At 62.1% G+C, this 20,206-nt stretch carries 20 protein-coding genes; 2 read left to right on the forward strand and 18 right to left on the reverse strand.

Going from position 1 to position 20,206, the window contains the following annotated elements; all coding sequences use genetic code 11:
• Positions 1-8: 8 nt before the first annotated feature.
• The 13 genes from Q9316_RS24025 to Q9316_RS24085 form a co-directional block, all read right to left on the reverse strand.
• A complete protein-coding gene (locus Q9316_RS24025; protein WP_306036323.1) occupies positions 9-908 on the reverse strand; it encodes a MurR/RpiR family transcriptional regulator in 900 nt (299 codons plus the stop codon).
• Between the two features lie 68 nt (positions 909-976).
• Positions 977-1,855 (reverse strand): sugar phosphate isomerase/epimerase family protein, encoded by an 879-nt coding sequence (locus tag Q9316_RS24030; RefSeq protein ID WP_306036324.1) that lies wholly within the window; start codon positions 1,853-1,855, stop codon positions 977-979.
• A 59-nt stretch (positions 1,856-1,914) separates the two neighbouring features.
• Positions 1,915-2,826, reverse strand: a complete 912-nt coding sequence (locus Q9316_RS24035) for a sugar phosphate isomerase/epimerase family protein (protein WP_306036325.1) — start codon at positions 2,824-2,826, stop codon at positions 1,915-1,917.
• Between the two features lie 10 nt (positions 2,827-2,836).
• Positions 2,837-3,622, reverse strand: coding sequence for an SDR family NAD(P)-dependent oxidoreductase (locus Q9316_RS24040; RefSeq protein WP_306036326.1), 786 nt, complete (start codon positions 3,620-3,622; stop codon positions 2,837-2,839).
• A complete protein-coding gene (locus Q9316_RS24045; protein ID WP_306036327.1) occupies positions 3,606-4,949 on the reverse strand; it encodes an arsenate reductase/protein-tyrosine-phosphatase family protein in 1,344 nt (447 codons plus the stop codon). Before Q9316_RS24045 ends, Q9316_RS24040 begins: the two co-directional genes overlap by 17 nt.
• The gene (locus Q9316_RS24050) at positions 4,946-5,869 is read right to left on the reverse strand and encodes a phosphoglycerate dehydrogenase (protein ID WP_306036328.1); all 924 of its coding nucleotides are present in this window, start codon (positions 5,867-5,869) and stop codon (positions 4,946-4,948) included. The genes Q9316_RS24045 and Q9316_RS24050 overlap by 4 nt, the downstream gene beginning before the upstream one ends.
• A gap of 12 nt (positions 5,870-5,881) precedes the next feature.
• Entirely contained in the window at positions 5,882-6,457 is a 576-nt protein-coding gene (locus Q9316_RS24055) for a glucose-6-phosphate isomerase (protein WP_306036329.1), read from the reverse strand.
• 13 nt (positions 6,458-6,470) lie between these two features.
• On the reverse strand, positions 6,471-7,421 hold the full coding sequence (locus tag Q9316_RS24060; protein ID WP_306036355.1) for a shikimate dehydrogenase family protein: 951 nt from the start codon (positions 7,419-7,421) through the stop codon (positions 6,471-6,473).
• Positions 7,422-7,428: 7 nt separating this feature from the next.
• Complete coding sequence (gene glpK / locus Q9316_RS24065; RefSeq protein WP_306036330.1) at positions 7,429-8,928, reverse strand: glycerol kinase GlpK; 1,500 nt, start codon at positions 8,926-8,928, stop codon at positions 7,429-7,431.
• 75 nt (positions 8,929-9,003) lie between these two features.
• Entirely contained in the window at positions 9,004-9,999 is a 996-nt protein-coding gene (locus Q9316_RS24070) for a galactitol-1-phosphate 5-dehydrogenase (protein ID WP_306036331.1), read from the reverse strand.
• Positions 9,996-11,054, reverse strand: coding sequence for an alcohol dehydrogenase catalytic domain-containing protein (locus tag Q9316_RS24075; RefSeq protein ID WP_306036332.1), 1,059 nt, complete (start codon positions 11,052-11,054; stop codon positions 9,996-9,998). The genes Q9316_RS24070 and Q9316_RS24075 overlap by 4 nt, the downstream gene beginning before the upstream one ends.
• 4 nt (positions 11,055-11,058) lie before the next feature.
• On the reverse strand, positions 11,059-11,892 hold the full coding sequence (locus Q9316_RS24080) for an SDR family NAD(P)-dependent oxidoreductase (RefSeq protein WP_306036333.1): 834 nt from the start codon (positions 11,890-11,892) through the stop codon (positions 11,059-11,061).
• Positions 11,893-11,950: 58 nt separating this feature from the next.
• Positions 11,951-12,592 (reverse strand): bifunctional 4-hydroxy-2-oxoglutarate aldolase/2-dehydro-3-deoxy-phosphogluconate aldolase, encoded by a 642-nt coding sequence (locus Q9316_RS24085; RefSeq protein ID WP_306036334.1) that lies wholly within the window; start codon positions 12,590-12,592, stop codon positions 11,951-11,953.
• Positions 12,593-12,793: 201 nt separating this feature from the next.
• On the opposite strand from Q9316_RS24085, the gene Q9316_RS24090 reads away from it, so the two are divergent.
• A complete protein-coding gene (locus Q9316_RS24090) occupies positions 12,794-13,429 on the forward strand; it encodes an HAD family hydrolase (RefSeq protein ID WP_306036335.1) in 636 nt (211 codons plus the stop codon).
• A gap of 519 nt (positions 13,430-13,948) precedes the next feature.
• Here the strand turns inward: Q9316_RS24090 and Q9316_RS24095 are convergent.
• Genes Q9316_RS24095 through Q9316_RS24105 form a run of 3 tightly spaced genes read right to left on the reverse strand, consistent with a single transcriptional unit; the run spans position 13,949 to position 16,765 of the window.
• Positions 13,949-14,923 (reverse strand): zinc-binding dehydrogenase, encoded by a 975-nt coding sequence (locus tag Q9316_RS24095; protein WP_306036336.1) that lies wholly within the window; start codon positions 14,921-14,923, stop codon positions 13,949-13,951.
• A 13-nt stretch (positions 14,924-14,936) separates the two neighbouring features.
• Positions 14,937-15,638: an SDR family NAD(P)-dependent oxidoreductase gene (locus Q9316_RS24100; RefSeq protein ID WP_306036337.1), complete on the reverse strand. Its 702-nt coding sequence runs from the start codon at positions 15,636-15,638 to the stop codon at positions 14,937-14,939.
• Positions 15,635-16,765, reverse strand: coding sequence for a glycerol dehydrogenase (locus Q9316_RS24105; protein ID WP_306036338.1), 1,131 nt, complete (start codon positions 16,763-16,765; stop codon positions 15,635-15,637). The genes Q9316_RS24100 and Q9316_RS24105 overlap by 4 nt, the downstream gene beginning before the upstream one ends.
• Before the next feature lie 86 nt (positions 16,766-16,851).
• On the opposite strand from Q9316_RS24105, the gene Q9316_RS24110 reads away from it, so the two are divergent.
• On the forward strand, positions 16,852-17,658 hold the full coding sequence (locus Q9316_RS24110) for a shikimate dehydrogenase family protein (protein ID WP_306036339.1): 807 nt from the start codon (positions 16,852-16,854) through the stop codon (positions 17,656-17,658).
• A gap of 16 nt (positions 17,659-17,674) precedes the next feature.
• Here Q9316_RS24110 and Q9316_RS24115 read toward each other — a convergent pair whose 3' ends face one another.
• Both Q9316_RS24115 and Q9316_RS24120 read right to left on the reverse strand, forming a co-directional pair.
• Positions 17,675-18,661, reverse strand: a complete 987-nt coding sequence (locus Q9316_RS24115; RefSeq protein WP_306036340.1) for an ABC transporter permease — start codon at positions 18,659-18,661, stop codon at positions 17,675-17,677.
• A gap of 5 nt (positions 18,662-18,666) precedes the next feature.
• On the reverse strand, positions 18,667-20,154 hold the full coding sequence (locus Q9316_RS24120; protein WP_306036341.1) for a sugar ABC transporter ATP-binding protein: 1,488 nt from the start codon (positions 20,152-20,154) through the stop codon (positions 18,667-18,669).
• Positions 20,155-20,206 lie beyond the last annotated feature (52 nt).

Below are 20,206 nucleotides of genomic sequence, written 5' to 3' on the forward strand. Positions count from 1 at the left end.
TTGACCCTCTAATAGCGCGTCAACGCGGTCACGTCGGAGGTCCGTTCCAGCCCTTCGATGGCCCGGCCGAAATTGCGCACAGCATAAAGGGAATAGAGCGTGTCAATGACCTGAAGTTGCGCGATCTTCGAGACCATGGATTCGTGATATTCGCCCGGCCCGACAACACCTGTGATAGTGGGCGTGAACAAGCAGATATCCGCGTGCCGCACGATTGGCGAATCCGGAAAGGATGTGATTGCCAAGGTCGTCGCCCCCTGCAGCTTCGCCTGTTGCAGGCTGTCCACGGTGGAAATGGTGCGACCGGAATTCGACACGCCAATCGCCAGCGATTTCGATCCGAGCGTCGAGGTGGATATCTGCCGAATGCCGAGATCTCGGAAGAAAAGACAACGCTTGCCGACCCGCATGAACCGCAGGAGAGCATTTTCGACACAGAGCAATGAGGCACCCATGGCAAAGAACCCGAGCACATCAGCCTCCTCGATAGCCTCCACGGCGCGCTCCAGTGCTTTTTCCGCAAGGCCCGCCCGGGTGTCCGCAACAGTCATCGCATAGCGGGCGGCGACCTTGGCCAAAACCGAGGACGTGTCATCCTCATCCGTTATGTCCTCATAGACGTGGCGTTCGGAAAGCGGCTCGGTCGTCGCCGTGCCCTGGGATAATTCCTCGGCGATAAGGATCTTGAACTGCTGAAAACTCTGCACATCGATTTCGCGCACGAAGCGGGTGACGGTGGATTCCGAAACCTCGCATTGCACGGCGAGATCCTTGATTGAGATGGATTTGATCTCCTCCGGAGCCTTTAACACCCGATCCGCAATACGTCGCAAGGCAGGGTTCATATAACCCGCCTTCCAGCGAATCCGCATAAGGATCGATTGCCTGTTGTCCGTTGCGTTGTCCATCGATCACGACTCCTAGTGTTCGTCGCAATTCTATAGCTGGCAAATGTCTTAGAATGAAATTTCTTTTTTTACCAGATTTTGCGGCTGGCCTGCGCAGTCTCACGCGTAACGCGCAGGAGGTCGTAGGCGGAACGCGCGGCAACGAGCGAATCTTGCCAGGCCTCGCGCCACAGCCGTACCCCGCCTACAAGCGCCTCGCCTAGTACACGGGAAGAGAAGGCCTCGACTGTGTAGTCTCCGGCATAACCGACGCTCTCGAGTGCCCGGAAATAGGACGGAATATCGAAGTGACCACCGCCGAGTGCTCCACGGTTACTGTCCGCGACGTGAGCGTAGCCCAGCAAAGCGGCATTGCGCTGGATGGTTGCCGCGATATCGCCCTCCTCGATGTTCATATGGAAGGTGTCCATGTGAATGAAGAGGTTGGCGCCACCCGACGCGCGGATCAGCGACGCAGCCTCATCAAGAGTATTGACGAGATAGCTCTCGTAACGATTGACAGGTTCCAGCCCGAGCCGCACACCGAGTTCGCCAGCGCGGCGGTCTAGACGTGAGAGGCTTTCCGTGACCCGCGCCCGCGCGTCTTCGGTCGCGGGCGCACCATAATTGGAAAATGCCGCGTAGGTGATGCCTGAAACGGCAGGTGCGTGAAGCTCCGACGCGATCTCGAGAGCACGCGCAACTGTTGCTTCACCTCGTCGGGCGACTATCGCATCGGAAGAGGAGATATCCGTGTCGGACCCCAGCGCCATACCGAGACGCAGTTCCAGTCCCGCCTCGCGCGTCACCCGGCGAGTGAGCGGAATATCAAGCTCCGCCGGGTCGAACATCAGCACCTCAATCAACTCGTAGCCGATCTCGGACGCCGCTCGGCACGCCGTGGTCGCGTTTGCCGCGTCCCATCGATCCGTGAAGACGAGGGCATGAACACCTAACTTGCCGGACATGATATACTCCTTTCATGCAGTCCAACTCTGGGGCTTGCATTCCCCCGGTCGGATCTACCCTAAACAAATGGGCTGTTGACTTCTCGACGAGACAACGGATGCCGCGCGATCAGGCTCGTGGTCGCCGCATCAATCTGGCCGCGCATGAAACGCAGCCCCTTGGTCGCCAAATCCTCGCTGTCCGACCAGTGTGTCGTCCAGGCAGCGAGGGCATCCGCCACACCTCCCTTGAGGACGGCCGGCGAGAAGGCCTCGAACACGACCGTCCCGTTATATGAAGCACGTACCAGTGCACGGAAGTAGTCTGGGAAATTCACCGACCCAGAACCGAGATAGCCTCGATTACTCTCTCCGGCATGGGCGTGGCCAATGGTGTCGATGTTGCGCGCGATCGCATCCGCCGCGTCGTGCTCCTCAATGTTCATGTGGTAACTGTCGATATGGGCGAACAAAGCCGGCGACCCTACGGTCCGCACGATCCGGGCCGCATCGTCGACGGTGTTGACGACATTGCTCTCATAGCGGTTGACCGCCTCGATGCCGAGCCGAATGCCGGCAGCCTCAGCGCGTACGGCAAGACGGGCATAGGTCTCGATGACACGGTCGATGGTGCCCGCTGCGGCTGCCTGCCCATATCGGTGCATGGCCGAATGCGTGACGCCGCCGAGTAGATTCGAGCCCATGTCGCGCGTTGCAAGGATTGCGTCCGAGATAAACTGCTCACCTGCCTTCGCCACGGCAGGATCGGCGCTGGAGATGTCTGCGGCCGGATTGAGCGCCATGCCAGTCACCACACCGATCCCGGCCGCCGCGATCGCTTTTGCAGTCGCGGCTGGGCGTGCGTCCCGTGGGTCGAAGATGACCGCCTCGATCAGGTCGTAGCCGGTCTCAGCGGTCTTGCCAATGGCATAGCAAATCGTGTCCTCGGTCCAATCGGTGACCCAGACTAACGCGTGGATGCCAAGCTGCATGTCACGCGCCTCACCCGAAGATCGAGCGAATTGTGCCGCCGTCGGCACGATGGCAGACACCGTTCATGGCTGCGTTGGTCATCAACTGCACCACGCCACGCCCGTGCAGGGCCGGATCAATGAGCTTCTGCGTCAGGTTGGAGGGCTGGACGTCGCGGTAGAAATCGGCGAGCGCCTGCTCGATTGTCTTGCCCTGCTGCTTGGCGAGATCGGCAAAGTAGGTTTCGACCGACTCCGTCGCAGTCGAGCCTGGCATATAGCTGTTGACGCGCACATTCGTGCCGCGCGTCAGCTCTGCCAGTGAGCGGCTAAGCCCAAGCATCGCGGTCTTGGTGACGGAATAGGGCGTCATGTTGCCAATCGAACGGATGGCTGCTTCAGAGGAAATGAAGACGATGCTGCCATCATTGCGCGCCAGCATGTCCTTCATGACAAGGCGGGAGATGCGGATCGACGTCATGAGGTTGTGCTGGAAATATTCCATCCAGCGCTCGTCGCTGACCTCGAAGAAATCATTGACGTCGAACACCCCGATATTGTTGACGAGGAAGGAGACTGGGCCAAAGCCGGCGGCGAAGTCCGCAAGTGCAAGCGCGCCCTCCTGCGTCAGGAGATCGGCGACGACGCCATGGGCACGTGTACCGATGGCCGCGGCGGCCTTGGTGAGCTTGGCCTGATCGCGGCCGTTGATGATGACTGTCGCGCCCTCTTCGTGAAAGGTACGTGCTATTGCGTGACCGATGCCCGTCGCGCCGCCGGTGACGATAACAATCTTGTCCTTAAGTCCGAAATCCATCGTCCTCACTCCCTTGTCCGATATTCTGCTGTGCTGCCCGTGCGAAGTGCGCCAGCCGCTCGCAGGCTACGCTGATTTGGTCGAAAACCGCCTCGAACGCGCCCCGCCCCTGCCCCCACGGATCGATGATCGTTGTTTCCTCGCCCAAATTGGCGTAGGCGCCGAGCCGGCCGATTCGGGCGTGGCCGCCCTCCGGACGGAGTGCCCGGATGGCCTCCATGTTGAGATCGTCCATCCCAAGGATCAAGTCGAATTCTTCGAAGTCAGTCTTCCGAATTTGTCGCGCAACCAGCGTCTCCAGCGCAACGCCGCGCGCGGCTGCGACAGAAATGGTTTCGGCGTGGGGCGGTTTTCCGACATTCCAGTCCATGATCGCGGCGCTGTCGATTCGGTGACCAGGCAGAGCGGCGCGCAGAACGCCGTGAGCAGTGGGCGAGCGGCAGATGTTGCCACGGCAGACGACGAGAACGGATAGTGGGGGCCGGATGAGAGGTTGGACGCGGTAGGTCGTCGAGGCCGTCGCGAGCCGCACCTCGACATTCGGCGTCAGTGTCGCGAGCTTTCGCGCACCCTCCTCGGGATCGAGCGTGTTGAACTCGAAAAGACCGAAATGATGGCCGATCATTGCCCGCGCGCCGATCTCGTCCGCTAGTGCGACGGCCTCCTCCAGCGACAAGTTGCCAGGTACGCCATTGGCGGCGCGCGTTGCATCCCGCCCGTTCACCGGCAGCAGCGCGAGATCGACCCGGAAAGGCATCAGCCATTCCGCCAGACCGGGAAATGGGATGGTGTCACCCGAATGCCAGAGCGTCACCCCGCCGCCCGTAAGCACATACCCCAGGAAGAGGTAACCCTCCGTCGTCCGGCGAAGGTCCTCGTGCGCGGCTGGCGTGGCCGTAACGATAACACCGCCGAGATCGATGCTCTCACCCGCGTCTATCAGCGTTAGGTGATTTTCCGGCACGCCAAGCTCAATGGCCCGCGCTTTCTCTGCACGGGGCACGAGCACCCGTGCCCGCGGATTTGCGGCGAGCAGGGCCGGGATCGTTCCCGGATCCATGTGATCGGTGTGTCCATGAGTGCAAAGCAGCCAGTCAACGTCGCGCAGGTCGCCCGGTTTGACGGGCACGGGCATCATCCGCTGATGCGGAAACCGGGTTCCCCGGTATTTTTCCGCAAGCGAGTCGGAGAGATAGGCGTCGATGACGATCTTGAGACGGCCCTGCCGGATGAGGAAGCCCGCCTGGCCGAGCCAGGCGAGTGTAGCGCCTTCTCCAGCACCAAAGCTCTCCATGGCCGCCAGAGGTTCAGTCTCGACGACGTTCACGGCCGCACCAGATTCTTCAAGAGGTTATCGACAGCGACACTCGTTGCCCTATCGACACTTTCCTCGGTGAACCCGCCGGCATGCGGTGTCAGGATCACTCGTTCATGGCTGAGGAGCGCCGAACTTTCAGGAGGCTCGTGATGGAAGACGTCGGTTGCCAGCGCCGTCACCTGTCCCATCTCCAACGCCGCCAGCATCGCGCCATCATCGATCAGTTCCGCGCGCGCCGTGTTGACGATGATCACGCCTTTCTTCATGCGTGAAAGCATGGCGGCGTCGAGGATCGGCTTTTCGCCTGGCGGGCAGTGAAAGGATACGGCATCGGCGGCGACCAGCGCATTTTCAAGTCCCTCAAAACGGAACCCGGTGGGCGCGAAGCGACAATCCGGATACGGATCGTAACCGATTACCTCCATGCCCAGCCCGAGCGCCATGTTCACGACCTCCCGGCCGATTGCGCCACATCCAACAACAGCGAGCGTCCGCCCCTTCACTTCCTGGCCGATCCGCCTGCACCATTCGCCCTTGGCGAGATGCTGATGGGACCATGGAATGTGTCGATACGCGGAAAGGAGGAGGCCGATGGCGAGTTCGGCGACGCCGCGGGCATTCGCGCCCATGGCGCGCTCAACGGTAATGCCGCGCGCCTCCGCCTCGCGGAGGTCGATATTGTCGACCCCCGTCCCGTTGCGGCTGATGACCCGCAATCCCTTGGCCGCATCGAGCACCCGCGTGCTGATCGGTTCGACACCGGCAAGCCAGCCGACGCAGCCGGGTATAGTAAGCAACAGCTCCTCCTCCGATGGCGTCTTGCCAGGCGCGGGAAAAACGATCTCGAACCCCTCGTCCAGCAGGCGCGTGAGAACCGGATGGCCGGAGCCGGAGAGAGAACGGGGCGTGATGGCGATCCGACCGGGCATCGTTCTATCCGCTCAACCGTTCCAGCGGGGATTGTCGATGACGGTCGGCTTGCCGTCGCGCTCGACCATCAGTTTGCGGAACCCTTTGCTTTCGATTGTACCGTAGTCGTGGCCGGCATTACCAGGAAAGGCGAAGAAGGTGATCAGCGGCTCGGTTGGATGAACGTTGATCGAGCGATGCGCCCAGCGCCCTGGCACATAAACCGCCTTGCCGGGAAGGAACTCCAGCCACTTAGTTTCGCCTTCGGGCGTTTCCATCATCATGTAGCCATGGCCGCGCAGGCAGTAGTACACTTCGGCCGTGTCGATGACGGTATGAAAGTGACCCTTGGTCATGTGATATTCGTCCCCGACCTTGCCGGGATAGGTGATCGATGTGCCATAGGCGACGTCCTTTTCGCTGTCCGGTACACCCATGTCGTAGAATTCGTAGAGCAGCGCATCGCCGTTCGCCAACTGCGCCTCGAAGGCAGCTTCATCGTGAAACATACCTTTCATCTTGGACAATGTGCGGCGGATGGGCTCGCGCGTTGAGCTCAGGCCGTTGTTGAGATTAAATTCGTGAAGGCTGGGAAATACGGTTGTCATTTTCTTCGTCCTTTCAGGCAGTTGCGTCACGGGCGATGCGGCTCAAGGCTTCGAAGGCTGGCCCGGACATGGGGATGTCGATGTCGAAAACTTCGGCGATGACGCGCGTCCATCCGTGGATGAAGTAGACCCACCCGTCATGGACCGTGAGATTACGCGCTTGCTCCGCCGCGCGGGCCTGGTCGAGGAAAACGAGGTCGCCGCGGTAATTGAATTCCCAGATGAGGCCGTTCTCCGGAAAACGGACCGCGTCGGTGAGCGGTGACCCGGGACCATCCTTGCCAAGGCCGGTGGCGTTGACCACCATTGAGCCCGCAGGCAATTCGCCAACCACTTGATCCGCTTCCTCAGGCGTCGGCGCAAGCCGGTATTCCACTGGGATCGAGAAGCCGATCTCGCCGTGAACATGGCGCATCTCGGCGAGGGAAGCCTCGCGCCGGGCGGTCACGATCAGGCGCGCGGGAACGTCGCCGCCGGCCTGCTTCTTGTTGTGCAGGTAGAGGGAAAGCGCCAGCGAGGAGCCGCCGGACCCGAGAACGCAGAGCGGCGCGCCGGTTTTCATCCAGTAACCGTCCGGCACGATCGCCTCGAAGCTCGCCCCCGCCGTGATCGGGTCCTTCGCGTGGCCGACGAGGTGACCGCTGCGTTTCGAAATCGAGCTAATCTCGTGCAGGGTGCGGGCATAGGGATCGAGATCGTCAAAAAGATCGCGCGATGCTTTCAGCAGATTGACCTTATGGGTCGTTACCAACGCACCTAGCGATAGGGGATCGGCCTTGATGAATTGCACCGCGCCGTGATAGGCGACGGGATCGGAGTTCGGCGCGAAATCGATGCCCTTCATCTCGGCATCGAGACCGAGATGTGCCGACCAGGCCGGAAAGACCTTCATGATCGACGATTTTCCGGTAGTGACCCCGATGAAATACATCGTGCGCCGGGTTGCGGGGGCGTATGGCATCAGAGCGTCCTCATTCGTGCTCGGCCCAGTCCCGCGACCGGTCAACGGTGCGGCACCAGCCGTTGTAAAGGTGATCGGCGGAGGCACGGTCCGTCGAAGGCTGAAATTCCCGGTCGAGCGCGAAAGCGGTATGCAGGTCGGCGATGTCCTTCCAGTAACCGACAGCAAGGCCTGCGAGGAACGCCGCACCCCGCGCGGTGGTGTCGATCACCTTGGGTCGCAGCACCCGCACACCGAGCTGATCGGCCTGGAACTGCAGCACGAAATTGTTCATCGCCGCGCCGCCATCCACCTTCAGCTCGGCAAGCGCAATGCCGGAATCGGCTTCCATCCGGTCGATTACATCGCGGATCTGGTAGGCCATGGATTCGAGCGAGGCGCGGATCAGGTGATTGCGGTTCGCCCCACGGGTGATGCCGACGATCGTGCCGCGCGCGTACTGGTCCCAGAAAGGCGCCGACAGCCCGGTGAAGGCCGGCACGATGTACACACCGTTCGTATCGGGCACCTCGAGTGCGGCAGCTTCCGTTTCCGATGCGCTATGAATGATCTTCAGTTCGTCGCGCAGCCACTGGACCACTGAACCGACGGAAAACAGCGTGCCTTCCAGCGCATATTCAAGCTTGCCGCCAAGCCGCCAGGCGACGGTGGTGAGAAGGCCGTTTTCCGACATCCGCATCTGCGCGCCCGTGTTCATCAACAGGGTACCGCCGGTGCCGTAGGTCGCCTTGACCATGCCCTCGGCAAAGCAGGACTGGCCGAACAGAGCACCCTGCTGGTCACCGATCGAGGACGCGACCGGGATCTCGGCACCGAAAAGGTCGGGATCTGCAAGGCCATAGACATCCGAACTGTCGCGCACGTCCGGCAGGAGGGAGCGCGGGACGTTGAGTTCAGCCAGAAGACGCTCGTCCCAATCGCCGGTATGGATGTTGAACAGCAGCGTCCGCGACGCGTTCGATGCATCCGTCACATGGGCACGGCCGCCCGTCAGATTCCAGATCAGCCAGGTATCGATCGTGCCGGCTGCAAGCTCCCCGCGCCTGGCCCGCTCGACGGCACCCGGCGTGTTTTCGAGAATCCAGGCAAGCTTGGTGCCGGAAAAATAGGCGTCGATGACGAGGCCGGTCGTTTCCTTCACATAGCGTTCGAGCCCCCTCGCCTTCAGCTGGTCGCAGACACCCGCAGTGCGGCGATCCTGCCAGACCAGCGCGTTGTGAAGGGGAACGCCCGTCTTGCGATCCCAGATCAGGCAGGTTTCACGCTGGTTGGTGATCCCGATGGCTGCGACCTGATGCGCCTCGATGCCGGCGTTATGGATGACCTCCCGCGCAACCGAAAGCTGGGTCGACCAGATCTCGTTCGCGTCGTGCTCCACCCAGCCCGGCCGTGGATAGATTTGCCGGAACTCCCGTTGAGCGAGCGAGACGATATTGCCTGCCCTGTCGAACAGGATCGCCCGCGCGCTGGACGTTCCCTCGTCCAGCGCCATGACATAGCGCTCCACCATAATGTCTCCTCCCAGATATGCGTCAGTCGTTCGGCTTGAACAAAATCTTGTGGTACCCGCCGAAGCTTCGTTCTTTCAGTGCCTTGAATATGGACGGCGCCTCCTCCAGCCCGCCCTGTGCGTGATGAGCGGCTCCACTTTCAGGCGGCCGTCACCAAGCAAACCAATGATGTCAAACCACTCCTTTCCAGGGAATGGCAGTGAGTAGGAATTCCAGGATCCGACGACCTCAAGCTCTTCCCGAACGATACGTGCGAAGGCTTTTTCCGCGAATGTGACATCGCCATACGCCGTGCCATACAGCATGACCGAACCCTGCTTGGCCGTGACCATGATGGAGAGGTTGCGGCCTGGCGCCGATCCCGCGCATTCCAGCGAGATCGCGACACCACGCCCGCCGGTCGCCTCCTGGACGCGGGCAACCACGTCGTCCTTCGTCGGATTGAGGCAGAGATCAGCTCCGACCTCGCGCGCGAGCGCCAGCTTGTCGTCATCGACATCGATGGCGATCAACGGCCACGCACCGGAGAGCTTGGCGAATTGAAGCGCGAAGTAACCGAGTGCTCCGCAGCCGACCACCGCGACCGCATCGCCGAGCTTGATATCAAGCTTGTGGATGCCGTGTAGGATGATCGCCGCCGGCTCGATGGTCGCCGCGACCTCGTAGGGCACGCTGTCCGGAACCTTCAAAACGTTTGTGGCGGGTGCGCAGAGATACTGGGCGAACGCACCATCGCTGCGCGAGCCCATGAAGTCGTAATCGTCACAGAGATGGAACTTGCCCGCATCGCACCATTGGCACTTTCGGCAGGGCATCAACGGTGCGACGGCCACCCGGTCGCCGGCCTTCAGATGGTTGACCGATGCGCCGACCTTTTCCACCCTCCCTGCAAATTCATGCCCGGGAATGGTCGGGAAATGATAGGTGCCGGTCCCCATGACGCGGCCGATATCCGAGCCGCATATCCCAGCGGCCTTGACTTCGACGAGAACGTCATCCGGGCCGATCTCGGGCACGGGCACGTCCTCGACCCTCAGATCACCGGGCGCATGCAACACAGCCGCTCTCATTGCAGCTTCTCCTCCTGCGGATAAATGATCGTTTTCATGCCCTTGCCGGACAGGGCATGTTCGAAGGCGGCAACCGCCTCCCCGATGCCAAAGCGATGGGTGACGACATCGGTGACACGGATCTGGCCGGTCTCGACGAGCCGGAGCGCGCGCGAATAGTCCTCGACGCTGGAGCCGGTCGAACCCAAAAGCTTCAGGCCCCAGTAGTGAACCTTGTTCGTATCGAGCTCGACACGCGTTCCCTTGTTGAGACCGGAAAAGAAATTCATCCGGCCGAGCCGCGCGAGGCATGAGAGCGCCTGGACCTGAAGCTCAGATGCCGGAGCGCAAGTGAGCGCCACATCGGCACCATGGCCGTCAGTGAGGCGCATGACCTCGTCAACCACGTCAACGCTGCTGGAGTCCACGGTATGCGTAGCACCCAGCGGGGCAATCTCCTCCAGCCGTTCGGCACGGCGGCCGACGACGATCACCTGCCGCGCGCCATAGGCGCGGGCAAGCTGGAGGAACATGCCGGCAATCGGCCCTGTTCCGAGGATCAGCACTCGATCCTCCGGCGTCACCGAAAGATCCTTCCAGGCATTGAAGCAGCAGGACAACGGCTCGACCAGCGAGGCTTCTTCGTAGCTCATCGTCTCGGGAATCTCGAAAAGATTGCCGCCCGAGATGGCGCCGGCCGTAACGATCATGTGCTGCTGGAAGCCGCCATCGATGTCGATGCCGAAAGCCTTGTAGTCCGCGCACATGTTGTTCAGGCCCTTGCGGCACATGTCGCAATGTCCGCAACCGATATTCGGCACCACGGAGACCCGCTGGCCGCGACGCCAGTGGGACACATGCCGGCCGACCTCGACGATTTCTCCCGCCAGTTCATGCCCGAGCACCCGCGTGTCGTTGACCCCGACGCGAAAGTGGCCGCCGCGAAGGACCTTCGTGTCCGTGCCGCAGATCGAGGCGGCGAAAACGCGGACCAGCACTTCGTCGTCCAGAGGCTGCGGCTGCGGCCGTTCCTCCAGCGCGATCCTGCCCTGACCCTGATAGACGGCGGCCTTCATCGCCTTAGACCTCCATCCCGTAGCGATGAGCCTTGTGGGTCGGGTAAAGCGAGATCGTCGGAATGGTGACGTCGGGCGTGCGGGTTGCGACATAAAGTGCCAGCCAGGCTACATTGTCGACGTCGATACAGGACGCGTGAATGCCTTCCTTGATTTCCTTCTCGTCGAGCCAGCCATCGACATAGGCCTCGAGGTCGCCATCGTAGAGACCCTTGTCGATGATCTCGGTCATCGGCGTCTTGACGTGGCTCGGATTGAGCACGGTCACGCCGATCTTCTTGTCCTTGCCTTCAAGCAGGATGTTCTTGGAGAAGCCCAGCATGCCGTGCTTGGAAGCGCGGTATGGGCTGTGTCCGGGACCGGAGGCAACGCGTGTGGACGACGAGCCCATGTTGATGATGCGGCCACCTTCAGCCTGCTTTTCCATATAGATGAAGGCTTCGCGGCAGCAGAGGAATACCGCCGTAAGGTTCGGGCCGATCGTCTTGTTCCACTCTTCCAGCGTGACCCGCGTGACCGGCGGGGCGAGACTGTCGCGGCCGGCCGAATTGACCACCACATCGATCGAACCGAACGTGTCGTTCACCTGCTTGAAGAAGGAGCGAACCGTTTCCTCTTCGCAGACATCGGCATAGATCGGCAGAACCGTGCCGCCAGCAGCCTCGATCTCTGCGGCAACGCGCTCCAGGCGCTCGCGGTCGAAATCGACCATGGCAACCTTGGCGCCGTTTTGCGCGTAGATGCGGGCAACGGCTTCGCCGATCCCGGATGCGGCGCCGGTAATGATGCAGGACTTGCCCCTGAGGGACAGGCCCTCTGACAGGGTATTGCTGGCCATGGGAAACCTCCGTGTTCGCTCCTCCCGGAGCATGTTTGCGTTATTGTTGAGAAATGCGTCACCCCTTGCGGGTGAGCGCGACGGCCTCCGCTGTGAGCCTGGAAATCTCTTCGAAATTCCTGTCGTGAATGAGCTTGGCATCCACCATCCAGGAGCCACCGCATGCCAGAACCGCCGGCACAGCCAGATATGACGCGAGATTGCCCGGACCGATTCCACCGGTCGGCACGAAACGCATTCCCGGATAGGGCCCCGTGAGAGCCTTTATGAAGGGAATGCCGCCACTTGGCTCGGCCGGGAAAAATTTGACAGTCTCCAGCCCGTACGACATTGCCTGCTCGACACCCGTCGGATTGTTGACGCCGGGCACGATCGGCAATCCCGCCGCCTGCGCGGCTTCGACGATCGTGGGGTTGAAACCAGGCGTCACGACGAACTGCGCGCCGGCCGCGCCGGCATCGGCAAGCTGCTCCCGCGTCAGAACTGTCCCGGCACCCACGAGCATATCGGGCGCATCCTTGCGGATGCGGGAGATCGCGTCTGAGGCAGCCGCAGTCCGGAAGGTGACCTCCGCCACAGCAAGCCCACCCTTTAGCAGGGCGCGTGCCAGTGGCACCGCATCTTCCGCGCGCTCCAGCACCACGACCGGCAGGAGACGCGCAGCAGCAATCCGCTTTTGAATATCCGTTCCAGCTGCCACTTGATTGCCTCCAATCGAATTTTCTACCGTGACAATTTGATAGAATGAAATTCGTTATTGCGCAATAGAGAAAAAAATGATTTTTATTTTTTGCTCCGAAGACGAGGTCGTTCGGCGCTCAGAACCCTTGGTAGACCCGCAACCTTGGGCACTCTCCCTCCGGAAAGCGGGTCCGGACTAGAACGGAAGCAGTGGAAGACAATGATCAAGGCAGTCTTGTGGGATATGGACGGTACGCTCGTTGACAGCGAGGACATCGCCGTCGATGCGCTTGGCCTTGCCATGAAGGAAGCCGGACTGATTCCACCGACAGATCTGAAGGAGCGTGTCGTCGGGCGCTCGTCGGACGAGATCTATCATTATGTCGTCGAAACCTTCGGCCTGCGGACTAATCCGATAGACTGGGAACGACGCAAGCACCATTTCTACTTTCGCGCGTCCGGAGCGTTGCGGGGTTATGACGATGCTGTCCTGACCTGGAGAAGGTTTGACGCCGCCGGCATTCGACAAGCGGTGATCTCGAACAGTGACCGAGCCATTATGGATGTCAATCTGCGCGCCGCAGGCCTTGTCCGGCCCGGGCTGGTAACAGTCGCGCGCAATGACGTATTGCACGGTAAACCTCATCCGGAAGGTTATCTGCGTGCCGCTTACCTTCTCGGCGTCACGCCGCGCGAATGCGTCATCGTGGAAGATAGCGTCAGTGGCGCGGCCGCCGCTCAGGCCGCGGGCATCGAGGCTGTCTTCGTCCCCCACAGCCACAGCACAGCGCCCCAAGGTGTCAGGACGCTCTCCTCCATGCGCGCATTTGAAGACGAGGTGCTTACGCGTCGATAATCGAGAACATCGGACATTGAGTACACGCCTCTTTCGGATGATCGAAGGCTCCCCGACACGCAGTCGTGGGAGCTTCGCGCTCAAGGGCTCAGCAATGACGAATGCCAAGCGGCGTGGACTGCGGAAGGCAAGTGCGGCTTTGGCGCGTCATCTTGCCGTCATCACGCATGCCATGCCACGCGATGGCACTTCGATCGAAACATGAGTTGAGGTAAATCTGTCGCCAGCGGCGAAGCCGGATAGGACATCCGAGGGCTGCCCCGCGAGGGAACGCAGGGACGCATGATCTGCAAAGGTTACTGAATGGGCCAGAGAGCTCGCTTGGAGTCAATGCAAGATTCGACCTTGTGAAACCCGATACAGCATGATCGCTGCCTGCAGCCATCAGTGCGAACAAATCCTTAAACCCTCAAGGGATAACACCGCCAAGCTCTGCAAAATACAGATCTCCTACTGAGTTTGCGGATCTGAGCGAACTGCCCACCAAGAACGGACCCCGCCGTAGAACTGCTCAAATCGTCAGATTTGAACCACGCGGTTGCCGGGATTGGGTCCGGATTTCAGACGCGACAGCGCCTCCGGCAAGCCTTCGAAAGCGGCAATTTCGACGATCTGGGGATCGAAGCGTCCCGACACGATATCAGTGGCGATCGCAGCACCTGCGGCAACGAGATTGCCCCACTGCCAGTTATCGGCATAGCCATGCATCGCGTTCAGCCCGACCTCGTGCAGGGAGATCGTCGTCGTAAACGCCGGAAGCGGCGTGGTTTCCTGCCGGTCCTGAACGCAGACGAGATGTCCGTTCGCCGTAAGAAGCGGCGCCAGCGAAGCCGCATGCGCGCCGCTCACCATATCGAAGACCGCCTGCAGCGGCTGGACACGCGTCTTTTCCCGGATTTCCTCGCGCCAGGCTGGAAGGTGATAATCCGTCACGGTCGCGGCACCGAGGCGCAGAACGCGGGCCGCCTGCGCGGCAGAGCAGACGGCGTGAACGATCCAGCCACGGGACCGCGCCAGTTGCAGAAGCGCGCCTCCGACGGCGCCGGAAGCACCCGTCACCAGCACATGCGCACCGGGACCGAGCGGAACCTTCGACACCGCCTGGAAAGCCGTCAGGGCCGGACACGGGATCGCCGCTGCGGCGCCGAACGGCAACGCTGCCGGCAAAGGAATCAGCGCTCTCGCCGGCACCACCGTATATTCGGCGAAGGAGCCCGGCCGCAGGAGATCGTTGTGATAGGCGACCCGGGCGCCGCGGGCGATATGCTGCACCCCCTCGCCCAGCGCCTCCACCTCGCCGGCGCCGTCGACGCCCGGAATGTGCGGCCATTCCCAGGCCGGATGACCCCACTCGATGAATTTCCAGTCGACGGGATTGAGACCGATGGCGCGGTTGCGCACCAGCGCCTCGCCCTTACCCGGCTTTGGCCGCGGCCGCTCTTCCAGCCGCAGGACGCCAGTTGCGCCGGTTTCGTGATGGACCCAAGCTTTCATTGTCATTCTCCTTTCAGCAAACGGAATAGCCGCCATCGATCGGCAGCATAGTACCCGTGACATAGGCCGCATCGGGCGACAGCAGGAAACGGATGACCGAGGCGACCTCGGACGGCTGCGCCCAGCGCCCCATCGGAATGCGGCCGTTTATACGCGCGGCGCGTTCAATGTCTGCGCGTGCCCGCGCCGACATGCGCGTCTCCACCCAACCCGGCGCCACGGAATTTACCCGCACACCCTTCCCCGCCCAGGCAACGGCCATCGAGCGGGTGAGCGCCGCCACCGCGCCCTTGCTCGCCGTATAGGCCGGCGCGCCAGGCGAGCCGAAGATCGCCCACATCGACGCGAGCATCACAATGGAACCACGGGCCACCTCCAGACGCGGTAAGAGCGCATTTGCAAGCGCGAAGCCGGCGCTGACATTGACCTGCATAACGGCATCGAAATCCGCGATCTGCCATTCCCGCTCATGACGCAGGATGCCCGCGCAGTGAACGAAACCGTCCAAGCCCTCTTCGCTATCAATGGCCGCAAGGATGGCATTCGTATTTGTCACATCTGCTTTATGGAAGCGAATGCCCTCCGGCAGGTCGTCGTCGCAATCAAGGCCGACCGCGATTACCCGCCAGCCTGCGGCTAACAGGAACTCCGCGGTGGCGCGGCCGATGCCGGTTCCACCACCGGTGATAAGGGCGAGTGGATATGGCTTGATCATACGCTAATCCTCCGATTTGGGGCCTTTTCCTCGACGCGCGTGATGGCAGTCACGAGTGTTTCCGCTTCGAGTTTGAATGGCATGTTCTTCATGTGACGGACGACAAGCGTCGCGTCGGCAAGGGCGGCAAGTTGGGCACGCGATGGCGCACCGAGACCCATGTCCTGCAGTGACAATGGAAGCCCGACAATCTTGTAGAGCCGCATCAGTTCAGGCGGGGGCTCTAGGTCCAACGCCTCGAAATGGACGATTAGCGCCCAAGCGACCTGGATACCGTGCAGCACGTCGCCGCCGCCCGGCAGAAGCGGGATGCCGCGCGTCAGCGCATGAGGCAGCGAAAGGCCACCGCTTTCGAAACCGAGGCCAGCCATGAGGATCATCGCTTCCACGGCCGCATCAAAGTCGTCGGTGACCGTGCCAGTTCCCACGACTGCCCAAGCGCCGGCGCCGTGCTTCAAAAGCGTCTTGTAACAGGTGTCGGCAACCTGATTGGCAAGCCGCGTCGAACGCGCCAGGAACATCGTCCCGCCGCCGCTGTTGAAGCAAGCATCCGCCTCGAATTTCTTGGCAAGCGCATCGCCCATCCCTGCGCGGAACAATGCCTTCGGCGCCTTGGATAGGATATCGGTATCGACGATGACGAAATCCGGGTTGCGCATGAGATGGCGCACCTCGAGCATTCGGTGGCCGTCTTCGTAGAGGACGAAATTCTTCGAGGTCGGCGCGTCGTTGGAGGCTACGGTTGGCAGGGTGATGAGACCGGAGCCGAGGCGTTCGGCCAGCGCCTTGCCGGCATCGATCGCCCGGCCACCGCCGGCCGCCAGCACCGCCGCGACCGGACCGTCGAGCTGCGCCTGCAATTCCGCGCCGGTAGCCGGGCCGAGATGCCCGGCAAAAGAGAGAACCTGGAGCTCGACGCCTGCGGTCGCACAGCTCTCCTCCACCTGCCCGGCCAGCATGTCGCGGATCGTGGCGTCGATGACAAGCACGGCGCGCGCGCCGAGCGTTGCGGCGCAATCTCCCACCAGACGCCAGGCGCCCCGTCCCTGGATATAGCGCCCCGGTGCACCGAAGACGGTGACGCGCGAATCGAACATCTCCATGATGGGTTTTTGTTGCAACGGCATTTCTGTTTCCTCCGCGTATCCTCATTTACATGATATATGATATATTTTAAAGCGATACCGTTTTCACCCGTGAGGAGGCTCCATCAATGGATCGACGCATCACCGGCACGACACACGTCGTCGTGCATCTCGCTTACCCATCCCACCACCTGCGCACGCCGACCTACTTCAACGCCTACTGCTCCGACCATGGCCAAAACGCCGTGCTGGTGCCCTGGCAGGTTGCGCCGGAAAACCTCGCGATGGCCTTCGAGGGGCTGCGCCGGATCGAGAGCCTTGCCGGCGTCATCGTCACCATTCCGCACAAGATCAGCGTCGCGGGCCTCTGCGATAGCCTGTCGGACACCGCCGGCTTTCTCGGTGTTGCCAATGTCGCGCGCCGCACGCCGGACGGCCGCTTCCACGGCGAGATGTTCGACGGCGCCGGCTTCGTGCAGGGGCTTCTTCGCGAAGGGCATGCCATCCGCGGTCGCAACACCCTGCTGCTCGGCGCCGGCGGCGCAGCCACGGGCATTGCCGAGGCGCTGGTGCGTGGCGGCGTCGCCCGCCTTGCCATTGCCAACCGTTCCATGGACAAGGCCGAGGAACTTGCGGCACGGCTGCGCGGCGCCTTTGCAGGACACGACGTCATCGCGGCCCCCGCCGATGCGCGCGGTTTCGACCTCGTCGTCAACGGCACTTCGCTCGGCATGAAGACGAGCGATCCGCTGCCGGTCGATCCCGCAACGCTGGAGCCGGGCGCGCTGGTCGCCGAGGTCGTGATGGAACCCGACGTCACGCCTTTGCTGCGGCTGGCGTCGGAACGGGGATGCGAAACCCACAGGGGTGTGCATATGATCACCGGACAGATTGAGTTGCTGGCAAGGTTTCTATTGGACGAACCGGGCGCCTGAGCGCCCGGCATTTGCCTCAGGTGCGCTTCGTCTCGCCGCTGACATTTTGCAGTAGTACGGCGAAGACGATGATGACGCCCTTGATGATCTGCTGCGGATAGGCGGGCACCGACAGCAGGTTCATGATGTTGCCGATAAGACCGAGGATGAGCACGCCGATCATCGTGTTGACCACCGAACCCTTGCCGCCCGAGAGCAACGCGCCGCCGATGACGCAGGCAGCGATCGCATCGAGTTCGAGGCCGAAACCGGTATTGGCCGTGCCAACCGCCGTGCGTGCCGTCGCCACCACGCCGGCCAGCGCTGAAAGCCCGCCCGCGATGGCATAGACGAGGAATTTGTAGCGCGCGACCGGGATGCCGGCGAGGCGCACCGCGACCTCGTTCGAGCCGGTGGCGATGACGAGGCGGCCGAACTTGCTCTGGGCCATCAGAACGACGAAGAGCACGATGAAGAGGAGCGCGATCAACACCGGCCAAGGCATGCCGATGCCGGGCAACGCGCCGCTGCCGAAGGCGCGCATGAGATCGGCTGCTCCCGTATCGCGCGGAAAGCGCACTGGCTGGCCGTTCGACATCATGAAGGCTATGCCGCGCGCGACCGTCATCATCGCGAGCGAGGCGATGAACGGCGCCATGCGGAAGAGAGCGACGAGGGCACCCGTCACCGCCCCTAGCAGCGCGCCAGCGGTAATTGCGGCGACAATGCCGACGACGAGACCGACAGCGGCCTGCGCCGGCAGATAAGGCAGCAGCATGGCGACGACCATGGCGCCGATGGCCGCAAGCGCCCCGACCGATAGGTCGATGCCGCCGGTCAGAATCACCAGCAGCATGCCAATGGAGACGAGGGCCAGCGGCACGAGCTGACGGAGCAGGTTCCACAGGTTCTGCGGCGTCAGGAACACATCCGACAACAACGCGGAAGCGACGACGAGCAGCGCCAGCATCAGAAAGATGTTGTAGCGGATCAAGAAGGCGGCGATACCGGCTTTCTTTTGCATGAGGGTCACGCCTCCGTTCCCATGGCGAGGCCGATGATGGCTTCCTCGCTGATTTGATGTTTGAGAAGTTCGCCGGCGACCGCGCCCTGGCGCATGACGACGACCCGGTCCGACATGCCGATCACCTCCAGCATGTCGGAGGAGACCATTATGACGGCGGCGCCCGCCTCGGCGAGTTCGTTCATCACGCGGTAGATCTCGATCTTGGCACCGACATCGACGCCGCGCGTCGGCTCGTCGAAGATGAGCACGCGGCACTTGGCGGCAATCCATTTCATGATCGCCACCTTCTGCTGGTTGCCGCCCGAAAGCGTACCGGCGGAAATGTCGATGCCGGCCGATTTCAGGCGCAGGCCCTTGGCGATCTCCTCGACGGCGGCGATCTCTTCGCGGTTGCGGATGAAACCGAAGGCCGAGATGAAGGGATTGGCCGGCGTCATCATGGCATTGATACGGATCGGCAGATCGAGCAGCACGCCCTGGTGCTTGCGGTCCTCCGGCAGCATGCCGATACCGTTGGCGACCGCCTGGCCCGGCGAGGCGTTGACGATCTCGCGACCTGCGAGCTTGATGCGGCCGGACTGCAGGGGATCGGCACCAAAGATGGCGCGCATGGTTTCCGTGCGCCCGGCCCCCACCAGCCCGCTTACGCCGAGAATTTCTCCGGCCCGGACGGTAAAGGAGACTTTGCGCACCATCGGCCCGGCATCGAGGCCTTCGACCTCGAGTAGCGTCTCGCCGGGCTTCGCTTTGCGCGGTGGGAAAAGGTCGGACAATTCGCGGCCGATCATCCGGCGCACGAGGCCCTTCTGGTCGATTGCATCGATTGGCCAACTGCCGACGGTCTGACCGTCCTTCAGCACCGTAACCCGGTCGCAAAGCGTAAAGATCTCCTCCAGCCGGTGCGAGATATAGAGAATGCACACGCCGCGCTCGCGCAGCAGGCGGATGAGGCGGAAGAGCTTTTCCGTTTCATGGCGGGTCAGCACGGCGGTCGGTTCGTCGAACACCAGGATCCGGCTGTCGCGCGACAGTGCCTTGCAGATCTCCACCACCTGCTGGTAGGCGACCGGTAATTCGCCGGCGGGCTGCATCGGGTCAATGTCTTCGAAACCCATGTCGGAAAGCAGCGCGTGGGTCCGCCGCACCATCTCGGTCCACGGGACCCGAATGCCGGGCCGTCCCAGTTCTTCGATCAGCACGTTCTCCGCCACGGAGAGATGGCCGGCGAGCGAGAATTCCTGGTAGATGACGGATATGCCCTTGGCGATCGCCTCATGCGGCGAGGCGATGTCGGCGGGCTGGCCGTCGAGATGGATTTCGCCGGAATCGCGCCGGTAGGCGCCGGCAAGAACCTTCATCAGGGTGGACTTGCCCGCCCCGTTTTCGCCCATCAGTCCATGGACCTCGCCGCCGAAGGCTTCGAGGCTGGCACCCTGCAGGGCCGCGACGCCGCCGAAGGCCTTGTCGATCTGCAACATCGAAAGATGCATCTGCTCCTCCTCCCCGAACGGCATCGCCGGGTCTCCGGCGATGCCCAAGGTC

This window comes from Shinella zoogloeoides (assembly GCF_030733845.1).
GTDB classification, from domain to species: Bacteria; Pseudomonadota; Alphaproteobacteria; order Rhizobiales; family Rhizobiaceae; genus Shinella; species Shinella zoogloeoides_C.